The organism is Amycolatopsis japonica (assembly GCF_000732925.1).
GTDB classification, from domain to species: Bacteria; Actinomycetota; Actinomycetes; order Mycobacteriales; family Pseudonocardiaceae; genus Amycolatopsis; species Amycolatopsis japonica.
Genome location: NZ_CP008953.1, coordinates 3,384,009 through 3,401,103, shown reverse-complemented (window position 1 = coordinate 3,401,103; position 17,095 = coordinate 3,384,009). Strand labels below are relative to the sequence as shown.

General features: G+C 68.7%; 19 protein-coding genes. 9 read left to right on the top strand and 10 right to left on the bottom strand.

Annotated features, from left to right (window positions below):
- Positions 1 to 2: 2 nt before the first annotated feature.
- From surE to AJAP_RS15955, 3 genes are all read right to left on the bottom strand, one after another.
- On the bottom strand, positions 3 to 743 hold the full coding sequence (gene surE / locus AJAP_RS15965; protein ID WP_038523145.1) for a 5'/3'-nucleotidase SurE: 741 nt from the start codon (positions 741 to 743) through the stop codon (positions 3 to 5).
- Complete coding sequence (locus tag AJAP_RS15960) at positions 743 to 1,666, bottom strand: 1-phosphofructokinase family hexose kinase (protein WP_038512322.1); 924 nt, start codon at positions 1,664 to 1,666, stop codon at positions 743 to 745. Before AJAP_RS15960 ends, surE begins: the two co-directional genes overlap by 1 nt.
- A gap of 520 nt (positions 1,667 to 2,186) precedes the next feature.
- On the bottom strand, positions 2,187 to 2,717 hold the full coding sequence (locus AJAP_RS15955) for a CGNR zinc finger domain-containing protein (RefSeq protein WP_038512319.1): 531 nt from the start codon (positions 2,715 to 2,717) through the stop codon (positions 2,187 to 2,189).
- A gap of 97 nt (positions 2,718 to 2,814) precedes the next feature.
- On the opposite strand from AJAP_RS15955, the gene AJAP_RS15950 reads away from it, so the two are divergent.
- From AJAP_RS15950 to AJAP_RS15930, 5 genes are all read left to right on the top strand, one after another.
- Positions 2,815 to 3,702, top strand: coding sequence for an alpha/beta fold hydrolase (locus tag AJAP_RS15950; RefSeq protein WP_038512316.1), 888 nt, complete (start codon positions 2,815 to 2,817; stop codon positions 3,700 to 3,702).
- Positions 3,703 to 3,742: 40 nt separating this feature from the next.
- Entirely contained in the window at positions 3,743 to 3,973 is a 231-nt protein-coding gene (locus AJAP_RS15945; protein ID WP_038512313.1) for a hypothetical protein, read from the top strand.
- A gap of 91 nt (positions 3,974 to 4,064) precedes the next feature.
- Positions 4,065 to 4,382: a hypothetical protein gene (locus AJAP_RS43630; protein ID WP_073843964.1), complete on the top strand. Its 318-nt coding sequence runs from the start codon at positions 4,065 to 4,067 to the stop codon at positions 4,380 to 4,382.
- Entirely contained in the window at positions 4,379 to 6,178 is a 1,800-nt protein-coding gene (locus tag AJAP_RS15935) for an APC family permease (protein WP_038512307.1), read from the top strand. Before AJAP_RS43630 ends, AJAP_RS15935 begins: the two co-directional genes overlap by 4 nt.
- A 238-nt stretch (positions 6,179 to 6,416) precedes the next feature.
- Positions 6,417 to 7,244, top strand: a complete 828-nt coding sequence (locus tag AJAP_RS15930; protein WP_038512304.1) for an SDR family NAD(P)-dependent oxidoreductase — start codon at positions 6,417 to 6,419, stop codon at positions 7,242 to 7,244.
- A 40-nt stretch (positions 7,245 to 7,284) separates the two neighbouring features.
- Here the strand turns inward: AJAP_RS15930 and AJAP_RS15925 are convergent, their stop codons facing one another.
- From AJAP_RS15925 to AJAP_RS15905, 5 genes are all read right to left on the bottom strand, one after another.
- A complete protein-coding gene (locus AJAP_RS15925) occupies positions 7,285 to 7,953 on the bottom strand; it encodes a phosphate signaling complex PhoU family protein (RefSeq protein ID WP_038512301.1) in 669 nt (222 codons plus the stop codon).
- A 108-nt stretch (positions 7,954 to 8,061) separates the two neighbouring features.
- Positions 8,062 to 10,041, bottom strand: a complete 1,980-nt coding sequence (locus AJAP_RS15920; protein ID WP_038512298.1) for an APC family permease — start codon at positions 10,039 to 10,041, stop codon at positions 8,062 to 8,064.
- 234 nt (positions 10,042 to 10,275) lie between these two features.
- Positions 10,276 to 11,229 (bottom strand): DMT family transporter, encoded by a 954-nt coding sequence (locus tag AJAP_RS15915; protein WP_038512295.1) that lies wholly within the window; start codon positions 11,227 to 11,229, stop codon positions 10,276 to 10,278.
- 106 nt (positions 11,230 to 11,335) lie between these two features.
- Entirely contained in the window at positions 11,336 to 11,968 is a 633-nt protein-coding gene (locus tag AJAP_RS15910; protein ID WP_038512292.1) for an MBL fold metallo-hydrolase, read from the bottom strand.
- Positions 11,965 to 13,050: an S-(hydroxymethyl)mycothiol dehydrogenase gene (locus AJAP_RS15905; RefSeq protein WP_038512290.1), complete on the bottom strand. Its 1,086-nt coding sequence runs from the start codon at positions 13,048 to 13,050 to the stop codon at positions 11,965 to 11,967. The genes AJAP_RS15910 and AJAP_RS15905 overlap by 4 nt, the downstream gene beginning before the upstream one ends.
- 151 nt (positions 13,051 to 13,201) lie before the next feature.
- On the opposite strand from AJAP_RS15905, the gene AJAP_RS15900 reads away from it, so the two are divergent.
- Together AJAP_RS15900 and AJAP_RS44615 are read left to right on the top strand one after the other, a co-directional pair.
- Positions 13,202 to 14,467 carry a helix-turn-helix transcriptional regulator gene (locus AJAP_RS15900; protein ID WP_038512287.1) on the top strand — a complete coding sequence of 422 codons (1,266 nt, stop codon included), beginning with the start codon at positions 13,202 to 13,204 and terminating at the stop codon, positions 14,465 to 14,467.
- Between the two features lie 212 nt (positions 14,468 to 14,679).
- Entirely contained in the window at positions 14,680 to 14,877 is a 198-nt protein-coding gene (locus AJAP_RS44615; protein ID WP_051972466.1) for a hypothetical protein, read from the top strand.
- A gap of 21 nt (positions 14,878 to 14,898) precedes the next feature.
- Here the strand turns inward: AJAP_RS44615 and AJAP_RS15890 are convergent, their stop codons facing one another.
- Positions 14,899 to 15,540, bottom strand: a complete 642-nt coding sequence (locus AJAP_RS15890; RefSeq protein WP_228694954.1) for a P-loop NTPase family protein — start codon at positions 15,538 to 15,540, stop codon at positions 14,899 to 14,901.
- Between AJAP_RS15890 and AJAP_RS15885 the strand changes: the two genes are divergently transcribed.
- Positions 15,539 to 16,102, top strand: a complete 564-nt coding sequence (locus tag AJAP_RS15885) for an AAA family ATPase (RefSeq protein ID WP_051972465.1) — start codon at positions 15,539 to 15,541, stop codon at positions 16,100 to 16,102. The two genes, AJAP_RS15890 and AJAP_RS15885, sit on opposite strands and share 2 nt — an antisense overlap.
- A 29-nt stretch (positions 16,103 to 16,131) precedes the next feature.
- Positions 16,132 to 16,497: a hypothetical protein gene (locus AJAP_RS15880; RefSeq protein WP_038512276.1), complete on the top strand. Its 366-nt coding sequence runs from the start codon at positions 16,132 to 16,134 to the stop codon at positions 16,495 to 16,497.
- 127 nt (positions 16,498 to 16,624) lie between these two features.
- On the opposite strand, the gene AJAP_RS44085 is transcribed toward AJAP_RS15880, so the two are convergent.
- Positions 16,625 to 17,095, bottom strand: coding sequence for an RICIN domain-containing protein (locus AJAP_RS44085; RefSeq protein ID WP_038512273.1), 471 nt, complete (start codon positions 17,093 to 17,095; stop codon positions 16,625 to 16,627).

The window sequence follows — 17,095 nt, the reverse complement described above, 5'->3', positions numbered from 1 at the left end:
GGTCACCAGTCCAGATGGGGATCTTCGGTGACCGAGTTCAGCGCGGTCACCGTCGCGTGGCCTTCGCTCAGCAGGCGGGCGTCGCTGCCCGGCGACAACTCGCCCTCGACCGTGACCGCGGTCAGGGTGAACGCGCTGTCCTCGCCGTTCTGGATGTGACTGCGCACCGCGCCGAACTCGGCCAGCCCGGTGCGTTTCGGCGGTCCCGCCTCGGAACGATCGGGCACGTTGAGGTTCAGAACCGTACCGGCGGGCAGTTCCGTCAGCCGGTCGAACAGGGTCGCGGCGACGGCGACCGCGGTGTCCCAATGGGGGCGCGGGCCGGGATCCAGTCCCACGTCGAGTGAGACCGCCAGCGCCCTGGCACCGTTGATCGAGGCCGTCAGCGCCGCGCCCACCGTGCCCGAGTGCAGGATCGCGCGCCCGACGTTCGCCCCGTGGTTCACGCCGGACAGGACGATCTCCGGTGCTTCGCCGAATGTTCCCTGCGCCGCCGCCAGGGCGATCAGGCCGGGATGCGCGGCGACGGCGAACGCGGGGACACCGGCCAGCCCGGGCAGCTCGCGTCGTTCGACCGCGACCCGCCCCGCTCCCCCGGCACCGGTCAGGCCCGCGCTGGTCCCGCTCGCCTCCGCCGCGGGCGCGGCGACCACCACGGTCCAGCCGTGGTCCACGGCGCCTTGGGCCAGCGCCGCCAGGCCCGGCGAGTCGATACCGTCGTCGTTGGTGATCAGGGCACGCATCAGGAGGCCTCCCACGGTTTCAGGCGTACTCGTCCGGTGAGTTCCCTTACCGCGCCGTCACTACCCGAACCGAGACCATGTCGTGTCACGTTGATCGCGCCTGCCGCGGCGCCGAGCTTCACCGCGTCTTCCAGCGACCGGCCTTGCGCCAGGCCGACCGCGAGCCCCGCGGTCATCGAGTCCCCGCCACCGCGGGTGTCGACCGGCGTCAGATCGGGCGACTCCACCAGGACGAACCGCCCTTCCAGACAGGCGAGTGTCTCCTCGGCCGCACGGGACACGACGACCGCCCGGGCACCACCCGACGCCAGCTCACGGCAACCGTCCGCAAGGTCGGCCAGCGAATCCGACTCCGCCAGCCCGTCCTCGACCATCTCCTCGTGGCTGACCTTGATCACCGCCGGCTCCCCCGCGAGCGCCCTGGCGAGCCGTTCCCCGGAGAGATCCACCACGACCGGCGTGCCGTGCGTGCCCAGGTCGCGGGCGAGCCGTTCGTAAGTCGAATGCGGCACCGGGACGTCGTCACCGTCCGGCCCGCTGAGTACGGCCACGTCCGCGCGCAAGGCCTGGACCAGGGTCAGCTCGTACAGATCGTCGAGTTCGTGCCGGGTCAGCGCGTCGGCGGGCATCCGCACCATCTCGTCCCGTCGGCCGTCGCGCCGGTCGTGCACGTAGGCGCCGTTGCGTGCCGCGACCTCGCGGACTTCCGCGTCGACGCCGATCAGATGCCGCAGCACCCGCCCGGTCTCCCCGCCGAGCGCGCAGCACACCACCGCCCGCGCGCCGAGGGCGTCGATCATCCGCGACTGCCACACTCCCTGCCCACCCGCGTGGACGTGGACGTCGGGAGCCCCGTCCAGTTCCTCCACCGTCACCGTCAGCTGCGGAGACGGCGCGAACACCGCCACTCGACCCTCAGTCATACCGGCCTTTTACCCGTTTTGCCGGATTCCATGCGTGGCGGCAGCGCGTATGGGCGATCGGCAAGTCCGTGAAGGCCTCCTTGAGGGACTCTGGGTCCCTCAAGGAGGCCTTCATTTGTGTACTTACGTCCGATCTGCGTGGGAGTGAGAGTCCGGTTGTCGTCGAGGGATGACGATGAAGGAATTGGGACGTTGAGTGTCCCGATTCCTTCATCGTCGCGGTGGCCGTCCTGGTCTTGAACCCTTGATCGTGCCGGTCGCGCCTCGGGGTGGACGACCGAGCGGGGAAGATCCTGGACGTTGGACGGCTGGAATCTTCCCCGCTCGCCCAAGACGGCAGCCGGCATGAGCTTCACTGCCCGCCTGCCTCACCGACGGGGTCGACCGTGGAGGATTCAGGACGCACAACGTCCCGAATCCTCCACACTCGGCCCCGGCCACGCCAGCGGGTCAGCAAATACGGGTTCACCAAGGAGGCCTTCACGGACAGGGGCGCCCTGTCAGAACCGCCGGATCGGCGCTAGGCCGACTGTTCGCGACGATAGTGGCGGGCGGCTTTCGCCCGGTTGCCACAGGTTTCCATCGAGCACCATCGCCGGGTGCCGTTCCGCGTCGTGTCGTCGAAGTACAGCGTGCACGCCGGATACGCCGAACATCGCTTGATCCGGTCCGGACGCGTGCGAAGCAGGCTCAAGTAGCCGTACGCCGCGAGCCACGCGGGCCGCCAGGCCGCGTCGTCGACCTCGATCACCTCTTCGACGCCACCCTCCCGCAGTTCCGGCTGTAGACGCCCGCGCGCCAGCACCTCGTTCAGCGCGCGCTCGGCGGCCTCACCGGGGTTTTCGAGCACTTCACGCAGGACGGAACGCGTGTGGCGCAAGGGGTCCTCCGCGCCCGGCGTATCCGGCAGGCCTCGCTCGGCCAGCCAGGCATCGACGCCCCCCGGCTCGTCGAAGGCGTCGCGCCACTCACCACGGTCGGGCCACGTGGTGTTCAGCAGATCCAGCGCGAGGGGTTCACCGGTCAGAGGACGTTGCAGCACGAGAGTCATTCTACCCTCCGTCGACCGCTTGACAGGTTAGTTCGCAGCATGCTTGAGTCTAACCGTTCAAACATACTTAGAAGGTTAGAACCGAGGAGCGCCTGTCATGTCCGAAGTCACCCGATCCGCCGGCGAGGTCTTCCACCGCACCGCGACCATCGACGGCCGGAGCGTCTTCTACCGGGAGGCCGGCGACCCCACCGCGCCGACGGTGGTCCTGCTGCACGGTTTCCCCACGTCGTCACAGATGTTCCGCACGCTGATCCCCGCGCTGGCCGACCGCTATCACGTCATCGCCCCCGACCACATCGGCTTCGGCCACTCCGACGCCCCGCCCGTAGACCGGTTCGAGTACTCGTTCGAGAACCTGACCGCGATCACCCTCGGCCTCCTCGACGCACTCGGCCTGGACCGCTTCGCCCTCTACATCCAGGATTACGGCGCGCCCATCGGGCTCCGCATCGCGAGCAGACACCCGGAGCGGGTCAGCGCGCTGCTGGTGCAGTCCGGCAACGCCTATGTCGACGGCTTCACGCCGTTCTGGGACGTCCTGTTCGCCCATGCCAAGGACCGCGAAACCCACGAGGAGGCCGTGCGCGAACTCCTGGAGCCCGCGGCGACCCGCTGGCAGTACACCCACGGCGTCCCCGCCGACCGGCTGGACCGCCTCTCCCCGGACACCTGGACCCTCGACCAGGCCCTGCTCGACCGTCCCGGGAACAAGGAGGTGCAGCTGCAGTTGTTCTGGGACTACCAGTTCAACCTCGACGTCTACCCGGCCGTCCAGGAGTACTTCCGCGAGCACCGGCCGCCGACGCTCATCGCCTGGGGCGAGCACGACGAGATCTTCGGCCCCGACGGCGCCCGTGCCTTCCTCCGCGACCTGCCTGACGCCGAGCTGCACCTCCTCGACGCCGGGCACTTCGCCCTCGAGACGCACGGCCCGGAGATCGCCGCCCTCATCCGGGACTTCCTCGGACGCGTCCTGTCCTGATCACGGCCGCCGTATCCTCTGTATGAGGCGGAGGTGCGGAATGACGGACGAGCAACTGCTCATCGAGTTCGCGCTGACCCGGATGGACAATCCCGGCCTCGACCTCGAGGAAGTGGCCACGCTGACCGTCCGGCGGCTCGGTGAGGACCGGATGCTGGACTTCGCCGGGCTCACCCTCGCGAGCCGGGGCGAGCTACGCGGAGCCGTGTTCCCCGCCGCGGTGGAACACGTGCTCCGCGTCGTCCTGACCTTGCGCGGTCCGGACGACTGAGCGTGGTGGCGACGTCAAAACGGGGCCGTTCGGCATGCGAAGGCCGTAAGCGGCTCTTCAGCCGGCGTCCAAGACAGGCTCGGCTATCGGGATGCACACCGCACGCCGGACCACCGTCTCCGCCTCGATCAGCTATCCCCTGGGTTTCGCAGGTGCTCCAGCCGCGGCTTTCCTCGCACGAGCGGGCGGCTCACCACAGCCGCTCGTTTCGGTGTTGCTCATGGTCGCGGTGATCGACGCCATCGCCTTGCTCGGCACCGCACGGGCCGCCTTCGTCACCGCGACGATCTGCTGGCTCCTGCATTCCTGGCTGGTGCTGGGGCATCCATCCGGGCGCGACGCCCTTGTGTTCGCGCTGAATTCCCTTGGCGCCACCGGTTTCGCGGCCCTGTCGAGGAACGCCAGGTGACCACGACCCTCGCCCGCCCCGAGAGCGGAACCGACCGCTCCGAACGTCACCGCCTTTCCGTCATCGGCGGGCTCGCCGCGCTGTCCTTGGACGCGATGGCGTCGGTCGCCTATGGACCCGAGGCCATCGTCATCGTGCTGGCCGTCGCCGGTGGTGCGGGGCTGGGCTTCACCGTTCCGGTCACGCTCGCGATCGCGGTCCTGCTGGGCGTGCTGACGTTGTCCTACCGTCAGGTGATCGCCGCGTTCCCCGACGGCGGCGGCGCCTACGGGGTCAGCCGGGCCTACCTCGGGCGCCGAGCCTCGCTGGTGGCGGCGGCATCGCTGATCGTCGACTACGTGCTCAACGTCGCGGTTTCGGTGGCGGCCGGGGTGGCCGCGCTGACATCGGCGTTTCCCGGGCTGCTGCCGTACACGCTGTGGTTGTGCCTCGGCGTGCTGGCGCTGGTCACCGGCGTGAACCTGCGCGGCATCGCCGAGAGCGCCCGGATGTTCGTCGTGCCCACCGTGATCTACGTCGGCGCGATCCTGACCGTGATCGCCGCCGGCCTGTTCCGTTCCGGCCCCGCCGCGGCGGTCGTCGCGCCGGACCACGCGCAGAACCTGCAGACGGTCGGCATTCTGTTGCTGCTCAAGGCCTTCGCGAACGGCTGCGCGGCGCTGACCGGAGTCGAGGCGATCGCCAACGCCGTACCGTCGTTCCGCAAGCCTCGAGTCCGGCGCGCGCAACACGCGGAGATCGCACTGGGCGGCCTTCTCGGCGTGATGCTCCTCGGGATCGCCGTGCTGATCGGGAAATTCGCCATCCATCCGGTGGACGGCGTCACCGTGCTCTCGCAGGTGACGACCGCGGCGCTGGGCGACGGCTTCGGTTTCTACCTGGTCCAGTTCTCGACCGTGGTCCTGCTCGCCTTGGCCGCGAACACGTCGTTCGGCGGGCTTCCCGTGCTGGCCCAGTTGCTCGCCAAGCACAACAAGCTGCCGCATGTGTTCGCCTTGCGCGCGGAACGCCAGGTGTACCGCTACGGCGTCGGTTTCCTCGCGATCACCGCGGCCCTGCTGCTCGTCATCACCGACGGCGACATGAACACCCTGGTCCCGCTGTTCGCGATCGGGGTGTTCGCCGGGTTCACCCTCTCCCAGGTCGGGATGGTCCGGCACTGGCGGCGGAACCGCCCATCCGGCTGGCGGGGCAAGGCCACGCTCAACGGCCTCGGCGCGCTGCTCACCGGAGCCGCGGCGATCGTGGTGACGACGACCAAATTCGGCGAAGGCGGCTGGTTGATCGTCGTCGCGCTGCCGCTGCTGGTGGCGGCCATGGAATGGGTGGAACGCGGCTACCGCCGGATCGGCGAGCGGCTCGGACTCGGCCTGACCCCCGCTCCCCCGCGACCACACCGCTCACTCGTCGTCGTCCCCGTCCACACCGTCTCCCGCCTGACCCGTGACGCGCTCGCCGCCGCATTGTCACTCGGCGACCACGTCGAGGCCGTGCACGTCATCCACCCCGAAGACGAACAGTCGGCACGGGACTTCGTCGCTGCCTGGGAGAAGTGGCACCCCGAAGTGGCACTGGTCCTACTCCACGACGAACGACGCCGTCTCGGCGAGCCGCTGGTGGAGCACCTCCGCACGGTCGGCGACCGGCACGTCTTCGTGCTGATCGCCGAGGTCGAACCGGAGCATTGGTGGCAGCGGGTCCTGCAGAACCAGCGCGGCGGCGTGCTCGCTCGCGCCCTGCGCCGCCATTCGGACGCCGTCGTCTGCCGGATGCGCTTCCGGTTGGCCGCCCGGTGAGTGTTGCCACGGAAGGAATCCGTAAAACCGGAACGACCGATCTTGCTCCTCGGACACGGCCACGGTTGGCTGGAGTCATGGGCAGAGGGCACGCGTGGGCCGTGCGCCACGACGACCGTCCACCTCATCCGGCGCCGGTCGGCGATACCTCCGATACCGGCGATTCCCCGGCCGGCCGTTGACCTTCCGGCCCCCAGGCGCGATCGAACGCGCCCACGAGTCCTTTGTGGATGGACCAATGAACGAAAGCCCCACCGTCCTGCTCACCGGAGCATCCGACGGTATCGGTTTCGAAACCGCCCGCCTGCTCCTCGCTCAAGGATGCACGGTGCTCGCCCATGCCCGCACCCGCGAGGAAAGCGGCGCATCCTACGACCGGCTGGTGAAATCCGGCGTCGACGTGCGAAGGCTTCAGCCGGTCGTCGCCGATTTCACCGATCTGCGCCAGGTCATCGACCTCGCCGTCGCCGTCGCCGTCGACGAGAGCTGTCCCCGCCTCGACGTCCTGGTCAACAACGCCGGGATCACCGGGCCGCACGGGCGGGTACTCACCAAGGACGGTCACGAACAGACCGTCCAGGTCAACTACCTCGCCCCGTACCTCCTGACCCGGCTACTCGAGGACGCGCTCGATCGCTCCGAGGTGAGCCGTGTGGTCAACGTGTCCTCCTCGCTGCACCGCGGCGGGCGGATCAACTGGAACGACCTCAACTGGAAGCGCCGCTACAACCGCGGTGCCGCCTACGCGCAGTCCAAACTCGCTCTCACCATGATGACCACCGCGCTGACCGAGTTCCGGCCGAAGGTCCGGGAAGCCGTCAGCGTGCACCCGGGCATCATCGCCACCGCGATGCTTCCCGGATACAGCTACCGCGGCCGTCCGGTCGCCGAAGGAGCCGAACCTGTCGCCCGGCTGGCGGCCCCCTGGGCCAAGGTGCTCAACGGCGGCTACTACGACGGCCGGCTGCCCTCGAAAGCCGCGGCCGCCGCCGTCGATCCCGGCGACGTTCGGAAACTGTGGTCACTCAGCGAACGCCTGACCCTCTTCGACAAGCGACGGCTCTGAACGGGGTGCCCGGGGACGCCGGTCCCCGGGCACCCCGGTACTAGGCGATCCGCGCACCGCCCTGTTCAGGCACGACATCAGTCCGCCCGGGACGATCGACGACGAACGTGGTCCGCTCCGCCAGCGAGACCGCGTGATCGGCGAACCGTTCGTAGTACCGGCTCACCAAGGCCGCGTCGACCGCTTGCGCGGTGCCGTAGGCCCAGTCCTGGTAGTCGATCACCGCGAAGAGCGTCCGGTGCAGGTCGTCCATGTCGTCGTCGACACTGATCAGCGTCCGGGCCAGTACGGCGTCACGGTTCTGGACGGCCTGCCCGGCCATCACCGCCAGCCACACCGCGATGCGGCCCATTTCGACGAACCGCGGCACGAGCACCTGCGGCACCACCCGGGCCGGGTACCTGCGCTGGACGGCCTCGGCGACATGAATCGCCAGCCGTCCCATCCGGTCGAGGTCGCCGACGGCGTGGATCGCCGCCGGCACGACCCGCGGATCGGTCGTCACCGGCGACTGCGACACCAGGATCGCGTGTGCGTCTTCCTCCGCCTCGACCTTGGCCCGTCCCAGGGTCGCGCCGTCGGCGATGACCTCGCGCGCCAGCTCGCCGTCGGCTTCGACCAACGCCGTGCCTGCCCGGTCCATCATGTCGGCGACCAGCCGCGACGTCCGCAGCAGCCGGGCGACGAGCCGGTCGAATCGTTCGTGCATGGACCCGATCCTCGTGCGACGGGAATCCCTTCTCGGTGACACGAGACCGAATTTCACGGGAACAGTACGCCGATCGCCCTGGCCTCGACCTCTTGTTGACGCCTGTCGTCAGCCGACGTGGATTCCCGGCCGCAGTGCCGGATCGCGTTCGCTGGTACGGATGATCTCGCGGACCACCGGTGCGGTGTCGCCGCGGCCGAGGATCAGATAGCGGAACAGGTGCCCGAGCGGATTGCCCTCACTCCATTCGAAATGGCACTGCGGCCGCACACCGGTGGCGTCGCGCAACGCGAGCAGGACGGCCGCGATCGCGTTCGGCGCGGCCGGGCTTTCCACCCGCAGGACACGGAAACCTTCGATCTCGACACCGCGGACCTTCAGCACGTCGCTGAACCCGGACGGGTCGATGACGTCGATCTCGAGGAACAGGACGTCGGCGGCACCCGGCACCGGGTTCAGGCCGCGCTGCTCGGCCTCCTTCGCCCGGTACTCGTCGGCGTCCCCGGCCTGGCGGCGGTTCGCGATGATGGTCAGCGCGCCGTCGTGGGCGATGGAATCGGTGACGAACCGGCGGGCGGGCTCGTCGAATTCGATGTGCTCCACCCGTAGTTCCGTGGTGCGCGTGACCCGCGAGATCAGCGACACCACGATGATCCCGAGAATGAAGAACGCGGAGATCGTGAGACCGTCGGGCTTCTCGATGACGTTCTCCACCAACGCGTAGATCAGGATCAGCGTCAGCACGGCGAACGCGATCGCGGCCTTGCGCTGCCGCTTCTTCGCCGCCGAGATCGCCACCGCGACCGACGCGGACACCATCATCGCGAGGATCCCGGTGGCGTACGCGCCGGCCTGGGCGTTGACGTCGGCGTTGAAGATGATCGTCACCAGGACGCAGATCGCGGTGTAGACCAGCACCACCGGACGGACCGCGCGAGCCCAGTCCGGCGCCATCCCGTACGCGGGCAGATAACGCGGCACGATGTTGATCAGACCGGCCATCGCCGACGCCCCGGCGAACCACAGGATCAGGATGCTGCTGATGTCGTAGGCGGTACCGACCCATTCGCCCAGCAGCTCGTGCGCGAGGTACGCCAGCGCCCGGCCGTTCGCCTCACCACCCGGTTTGAACGCGTCGGCCGGGATCAGGACCGTGGTGACGAAACTCGTCGCGATCAGGTACACCGACATGATCAGCGCGGCGGCGGTGAGCAGCTTGCGGGTGTTGCGGATCCGGTTCGCCAGTTTCTGTTCGGCGTTCTCCCCCTTGGCCGCCACCAGTGGCATCATGCTCACGCCGGTCTCGAAACCGGACAATCCGAGCACCAGCAACGGGAACGCCAGGATCGCCGGGCCGACCACACCGCCGAACCCGCCTCCCCCGGAGGTGAGCGCGTCGATCCAGCGGTCGAACGCGCCGGGTTCGGTGAACACCTCGCCGATCCCGGCGACCACGACGACGGCGTTGAGCACCAGGAAGATCGCGACCAGCGGGATCGCGACCCCGACCGCCTCGCTGAACCCGAGCAAGAACACCCCGCCCAGGATGAGCAGCAGGATCACCGTGATCAGCACCTCGTGCCCGTGCAGGAACGACGGGGTGATGGGGTTCTCCAGCGCGTGCACCGTGGCATCCGCCGACGAGAGCGTGATCGTGATGATCCACGATGTCGCGACGAAACCCAGCAGTACCAACACGAAGATCTTGCCGCGCCAGAACGGCAGCAGGTTCTCCAGCATCGCGACCGACCCCTGACCGTGCGGGCTCTCCTTCGCCACCCGCCGGTACATCGGCAACATCCCCAGCAGGGTCAGCGCGACGATCAGCAACGTCGCCAGCGGGGACAGCGCCCCCGCCGCCAGCGCCGCGATACCGGGCAAATACGACAACGTGGAGAAATAGTCCACGCCGGTGAGGCACATGACCTTCCACCACGACTGCGGTGTCGTGTGTTCCTCGTGGCTCTCCGGCCCCACCGGCTGGACCCGGTGCTCCATCAGCCACCGGCCGACCTTGCCCGTGGGCGCCACCTGCCGATCCGGACTGTCCACCCGATCCGGAACAACGTAGTCCGGCACCTCGGTCATACCCCTGTCCTCCCCGCGTACCTGCACGCCATCTCCCCCGGACGGGGCGGCCGCACACCGACGCGGACACTAACGACCCGGCGCCAAGAAACGCCGATCCGGCCGTAAAGAAAACATCAATGTCGCGCGACAGAAAGACGTGCCGTTCGCGACGAGGTGATCTCGGGTCACTTCCCGGCCGTGCCGGGCCGGCCGCCGATGGACTCCTGGTAGGCGGCGGGCTTGTGAGGACGCTCAGCTTTCGGTCGGCGCGTGTCCGGGTTCCGGTCGCCGGAAGCGTGGATGGGTCGCCAGCGCCAATGCGAGGAACGTGATCACGATGCCGGCGAACGTGGCCACCGACGGCTCTCGGCCCGGCGTGAACGCGTCGAGCACGACCGCGCCGAGCAGCTGCCCTGCAACGCCGGCCAAGCCGAACACCAGCACACCGAGATGCCGGACGGCGATCGTGGCCACCGCGATGACCCCGACGCCGATCACCCCGGCGAGGTAGAGCAGCGGCTCCGCGGGCAGGCGCACCGGTGAGCTCCAGCCGGACACGGCCCGCACGGTCAGCACGCCGGCCAGCGACGTGGCCGCGACGGCGAAGTTGACCAAAGTGGCCGGCCACGGCGATCCGGCGATCACCCCGAGCCGCCCGTTCAACGCCGACTGGACCGCGACCGCGGCACCGGCGAGCACCGGCAACACCACCACCACTGTCCCGGATCCACCCCATGCGCCGTGCCCGGCCACCGCGACCGCCACCACGCAGGCCACCGCACCCGCTGCCCGCGCCACCGTGATGCAGCGCCGCCCACCGGGCCCGATCGCGAACCGATCGACGACCAGACCACCGACAGCCGAGCCACCCACCACGGCCACGGTGAACACCGCCACCCCGACAGCGCCGACGCTGATTCCTTGCCCGGCCACGAACAACGCACCACAGACGCCGCCGGCCAGGTGCCACCACCGCAGATCGCCGTCGCGCACCGCCGCGCGCATCAGCCGCAGCCCGCGCCGTCCGGCCGGGTGCAGCGGAACAACCAGCAGTAACAGGACAAGGCCGACGACCGTGGACGCCAGCGTCGCCGCGATCCCGTCCCCTACCCGTGAACCGAGCTCTCCGTTCAACCGGGCCTGAACCGCCAACCCCACGCCGGCGGTCACCGCCCCCGCCACCGGAATCACACCACGCCCCGTCACTGGCCGAACAGTGGCAGCCCCGACTTCCGTCCGGGCGCAAAAGTCGCCAAGGCCACAGACACCGGAATTCGGCGACGCCCGCGCCCGTCTCGGATGAGTGGACGGTTCAGTGTCCTCGGGCGATCCATTCGGCCAGGTGCGGGGCTTCGGCGCCGATCGTGGTGGGGTCACCGTGTCCGGTGTGGACCTTGGTGTCCTCGGGCAAGGCGAAAAGCCGTTCCCTGATCGAGGAAATGATCGTCGGGAAGTCGGAGAACGAACGTCCCGTCGCGCCGGGTCCGCCCGAGAAGAGCGTGTCGCCGGAGAAGAGCGCCTTGGCCTCGGGAAGATGCAGGCAAACCGATCCGGGCGAGTGTCCCGGCGTGTGGATGACTTCGAGCTCCGTACCGGCGACGGCGATCCGTTCACCGTCCTCCGCGCTCCGGAAACGGACGCCGGGATGGGTCATCTCCCACAGCTCCCGATCCCCCGGATGCAGAACGGCGGGCGCGTGCAGGTGTTCGCTGAGCTGCGGAGCGACGGTGACATGGTCGTTGTGCCCGTGGGTGCAGACGACGGCGACGACGGCGCGGCCGCCCACGGCCTCGGCGATGGTCTTCTCGTCGTGCGCGGCGTCCACGATCACGACCTCGTCGTCGTCCCCGACGAGCCAGACGTTGTTGTCGACGTCCCAGCTCCCGCCGTCGAGCTCGAAGACCCCGGCGGTGACGACGCGCTCGATCCGCAGGTTCCCGCTCACAGGATCACCACCGAACGCAGCACTTCACCGGCGTGCATGGCGTGGAAGGCCTTCTCGACACCGTCGAGCGCGATCCGCTCGGTCACGAACCGCTCCAGCGGCAACCGGCCCTGGAGGTACAGGTCGATCAGCATCGGGAAGTCCCGCTCCGGCAGGCAATCGCCGTACCAGGACGACTTCAGCGAGCCACCGCGCGAGAAGAAGTCGATCAGCGGCATCTCCAGCCGCATGTCCGGGGTCGGGACTCCGACCAGGACCACGGTGCCCGCCAGGTCGCGGGCGTAGAAGGCCGCTTTCCACGTCTCCGGGCGGCCGACCGCGTCGATGACGACGTCGGCGCCGAAACCGCCGGTCAGTTCCTGGATCGCGGCGACCGTGTCGGTGGCACTCGCGTCGACGGTGTGGGTCGCGCCGAGTTCACGGGCCCACGTGAGCTTCCGCTCGTCCCGGTCGACCGCGATGATCGTGCCCGCGCCCGCCAGTCGGGCCCCCGCGATGGCGGCGTCACCGACGCCCCCGCAGCCGATGACCGCGACCGAGTCGCCACGGCCGACTGCGCCGGTGTTGACCGCCGCGCCGAGCCCGGCCATCACACCGCAGCCGAGCAGGCCCGCGACGGCCGGGTCCGCGGCGGGATCGACCTTGGTGCATTGTCCGGCGTGGACGAGTGTCTTGTCCGCGAACGCGCCGACGCCCAGGGCCGGCGTCAGTTCGGTGCCGTCGGTCAGCGTCATCTTCTGTGTCGCGTTGAAGGTGTCGAAGCAGTACTGCGGACGTCCGCGTTTGCAGGCCCGGCACTGTCCGCAGACCGCGCGCCAGTTGAGGACGACGAAATCCCCCGGCCGCACGGAATCCACGCCCTCGCCAACGCTTTCCACGGTGCCCGCGGCCTCGTGCCCCAGCAGGAACGGGAACTCGTCGTTGATGCCGCCCTCGCGGTAGGTCAGATCCGTGTGGCAGACCCCGCAGGCCGCGATCGACACGACGACCTCGCCCGGGCCGGGGTCCGGGATCACGATCTCCGTCAGCTCCACCGGAGCGTTCTCGGACCGGGCGATCACCCCGCGCACCTGCTGTGGCATTCCCTGTTTCCTCCACCGTTCGACGACACAGGCATGCGCCTGAGCGCATGCTTCACGTGAGGCTAGGCCGGAAGCAGGCGGGAGCGACCTGGCCATCGGTCCAGTGGATCCTGTCCTTTCGACCAGGCGAGCCGGCGGATAGGCTCATCCGATGCCCGACTCCGCCGACCTGACCGCACTGCGCGACGTCATCGAGGGCCCGCTGCGCGAAATCGCCGACCGGTTCTCGCGTTTCCTCGCCGACGGCTGGCCGCACCAGGCCCTGGTCATCTTCACCCGGGAGTGCACCGGGCGGCCTCGCAAGGTCACCGGCGCCCGGGAGATCACCGACAAGGTCACCATCGCCGAACTCGAAGCACTCAAGGCGAGTGTGCCCGCCGGCCATCAGCTGACCACGACGGCCGCCCTCGGCGGTACCACCCGGACGGTCTGGGCCGTGCAGGATCCGATCGGCACTCTGCTCGTCCTCGTCCCCCGGTCGAGCCGGACCCGCTTCCCGCGACCCGCTCCACTGGCCGAGGTCTTCGGCATCGTCGCGACCTCGATCCGCCAGCAGGTGACCCAGGCCAGCCCCGACTACCTCGCCGAATCCCGCGCGGCCTCCAGCGAACGCGCCAGGACGATCACCGAAATGGCCGCGGCACACGAAACCGCGCTCGTCACGATCCTCACCACCCTGCGGTCCGCCCGGCTGGACGACCACCGCGCCCGGCTCGCCGCGACCGACTCCGCCTCGGCCGCGCTGGTCGCGCTCCGATCCGCCCGGGAAACCGATCTCGCGCAATCCGAAGAGCCCGCGCACGCCGCGTTCGGCAGGCTACGGCGGGAAATCCGGCAGATGCTGCGCCATCACGACGCGGAACTGGAGTTCACGGCCCCGGCGAAGAACGGGCAGCCGGTACCGGGCGAGGTCGCCCATGCCGCCAGGGCGATGACTTGTGCGGCGGTCCTGGCCTTCACGGGCCAGCCGGATCTGACCCGCCTCCGGATCGCCTGGTCGAGCGACAGCACCGCGCTGCATCTCGATGTCCGGGACCGGGAATCCGGGAACCTCGACGTCCAGGGTCTGCGAGCGCAGCTCGACGGACGCGCGAAAACGCTGGGCGCCACCGTCGAGATCGACGCCGTCCCCGGCTGGGGCAGTCGCGTCACCATCGACCTTCCGTTCGAGCCTGCCTCGGGCCGGGTCGACGAGACTCAGCTGGCGGACCTCAATCCCCGCGAACTCGAAGTGCTCCGGCTCGTGGCACAAGGACAACGCAACAAGTCCATCGCCGCCGCGCTCGGCATCACCGAAAGCACGGTCAAATTCCACGTCGCGGGCCTCTTGAAGAAGCTGAACGTCACTTCACGCGGTGAGGCCGCGGCCTTGGCCTTGAGTGCCGGAGTCCCCGGAACTCAGCCCGCCGTACCGTAGCCACCGTCTCCGTCACGCTGGCCACGCTCTCGCTGGCCGCATGCGGTGGCAGCTCGCCGTCGGCGATCGGATCCGCCACGGTCACCGCTCCGAGGACCGCCGAAGACGACCCGAACCACCTCCTCGGCCGCCCGAACGGCTACACATCGAAGACCGCGTTCGGCGATTCCCGGGTCAAGCCGGCCGATGTCGAGTATCTCGGCGCGGATTCGGTGGAACGGGGCGGTTCGGTAGAGGTGTTCCCAGACGAGGCCGGTGCGAAAGCGCGGATGGACTTCATCCAGTCGGTAGCCAAGAATCTGCCCGCGGTCGGCGAATACGACTATCTGAAAGGTCCCGTCTTGGTGCGGGTGTCGCGATTCCTGACGCCGAATCAGGCGAAGGACTACGAGGCTGCGCTGAACGGGTGACGGGGTCGAGCATCTTCTGGTTCACACTGTGCTCTGATCGAACGGCCCGCGAAGCCACTGATCGACCTGTCGTTGGCCACGCAGCCGGACGACGACGAGATCGGGGTGGCGATTCTCGTCGATCACCTTGCGGACCCGCGCGCGCATGATCGGGTGGTAGCGCCACGCGATCTTGACGATGTGCTGCGGGTCGGTGAAGAACGTGTGCAGCGGGCCCTCGACGTTATCCCCGGCGATCTTCGAACCGCGCCCGACTCGACGTTCAAGCGTGCGAACGATGACGCGAGTCGTGGCCAAGGCACGCGGATGATCGAGCCACACCAACACGTCGAGCCGCGCCGTCATCTGCTCCCGGACCTGTTCTCCTTGCCACTCGATCGCCCAGACATCCCCGTCGAGGAACCGCAAAACGTCGGACTGCCACGTCTCCCGGACCGTCCATCCGGGACCGTGGAAGAAGGGCTCGAACTCGACATACGGCACGCCCATGCGCTCGCACAGCGTTCGCGCGAGGGTCGATTTGCCCGATCCCGCAGGACCTGCCACCGCGACCCGTCGGACCGGCCGCCGCGGAAGAGGATCGGTCGGCCCGAGAACATGCATGCGGCGATCATAGATCGACTGACCTGCCACCGGCCGGGCCAGGACATAGGGTCGGCTCATGGCGCGTCTGATCCACCTCAATGGTCTCTCACGTGTGGGAAAGTCGACCCTCGCCCGCCGCTACGCCGACGAGCATCCAGGAACGCTCGCCCTCGACCTGGATGTGCTCACGGGATTGATCGGCGGTTGGCAGGAGAACTTCTTCGGAGCCTTGGAAATCGCCCGCGGCCACGGACGGGACATGGCCGCACGGCATCTTCGCGACGGACTCGATGTGATCCTCCCGCAACTCGTGACCGTTCACGACCGCGACCCGGACCCGGCCTTCGAAGCGGTAGCCGTCGCCGCTGGAGCCACTTACGTCGAGGTCGCCCTCCTCGTCGACGACCACGAACATCTGCGACGCCTTCGCGGGAAACGTCCGGCCAACGCTGTCGAGGCACGACTCCAGATGATGCTGGAAGATCCCGATTCCGACATGGTCGACAGGATTCGCGGTCACTTCGTCGAGTACCTGGCTGAACGTCCGCGCGCGACCCGCCTCGATACGACCGGCTTCAGGGTGGACGAGTCGTACGCGCGCTTACTGAACGCACTCGACGTGACGCAGCAAAGGACCTAGTGAACGGAAGCGGCTAACATCGTCTTCCGATGAGCTATCACCTCGCGGTCTGGGAAGGACCACGCCCCGTCGACGACAACGCGGCACAAGCGGCGTTCGCGCGCCTCCGCACCGAGTACCTGGGAGGACGGCGGCGGATTCGAGCGTCCCCCTTGATCGAGCAGTACATCAGCCAGCTGCTGGCACGCTGGCCCGATCTCGGCTCGGACGCCGAGGACGACGAAGACGACATCCCTTGGTCGGACGGACCATTGATCGACAACGCCAGCGGCCCGCTGTTCTACTTCGGCGTTGTCTACAGCAAGTACGAGGAAGCCACGGAGTTCGCCGTCGACCACGCTCGGGCGCTGGGACTGGTCTGCTTCGATCCTCAGACCGGCCGGCTTGCGCCCTAACGCGCGGAACGCGAACCCGGACACTTTGTCGAACCTCACCCACCCCCGGCTCGCCGTGCACCCATCCCTTGCCGATAAAAGGGGATCGGCGTCGGCGAGCCATGCGCCGGCGCTCCGCGGCTTCGAATCAGCTCCGCAGCTTCGTCACGGTCCACAGCGCTGTTCCCGCGCGGCAGACCCGGAGCCCGACGGCCTCCGCCTGGCCGCCGCTGTTGTGCAGGCAGAGCCCGGTCGACACGTTGGTGAAGTACTTGTTCGTCGTGGACGACGTCCGCCAATCGCTGGCATTGGCCTCACAGGACCCGGCGAAAACCGATGACGTTCCCGCGGCGAGACATAGTCCGGACGCCTTGTTCTTGAACTTTCCGGGAGCGTAGTTGTTCCACTTCTGGTGATTGTTCCCATCCTGACAAACATGCGTGTACACGCTGCCCGCGGAATTGGAATCCAGGCAGCGCTGGACGCCTGCCGCGAACCTGATCCAGAACAGCGACTCGGCCTGCGTCGCCGCGGTGGCGATGCCGGGTGCCGCGGTGAACGCCAATGCCGTGGTCGCGGCGGCCGCCGCGATTCGCACGAGAATTCCCTTGCGTGTCAT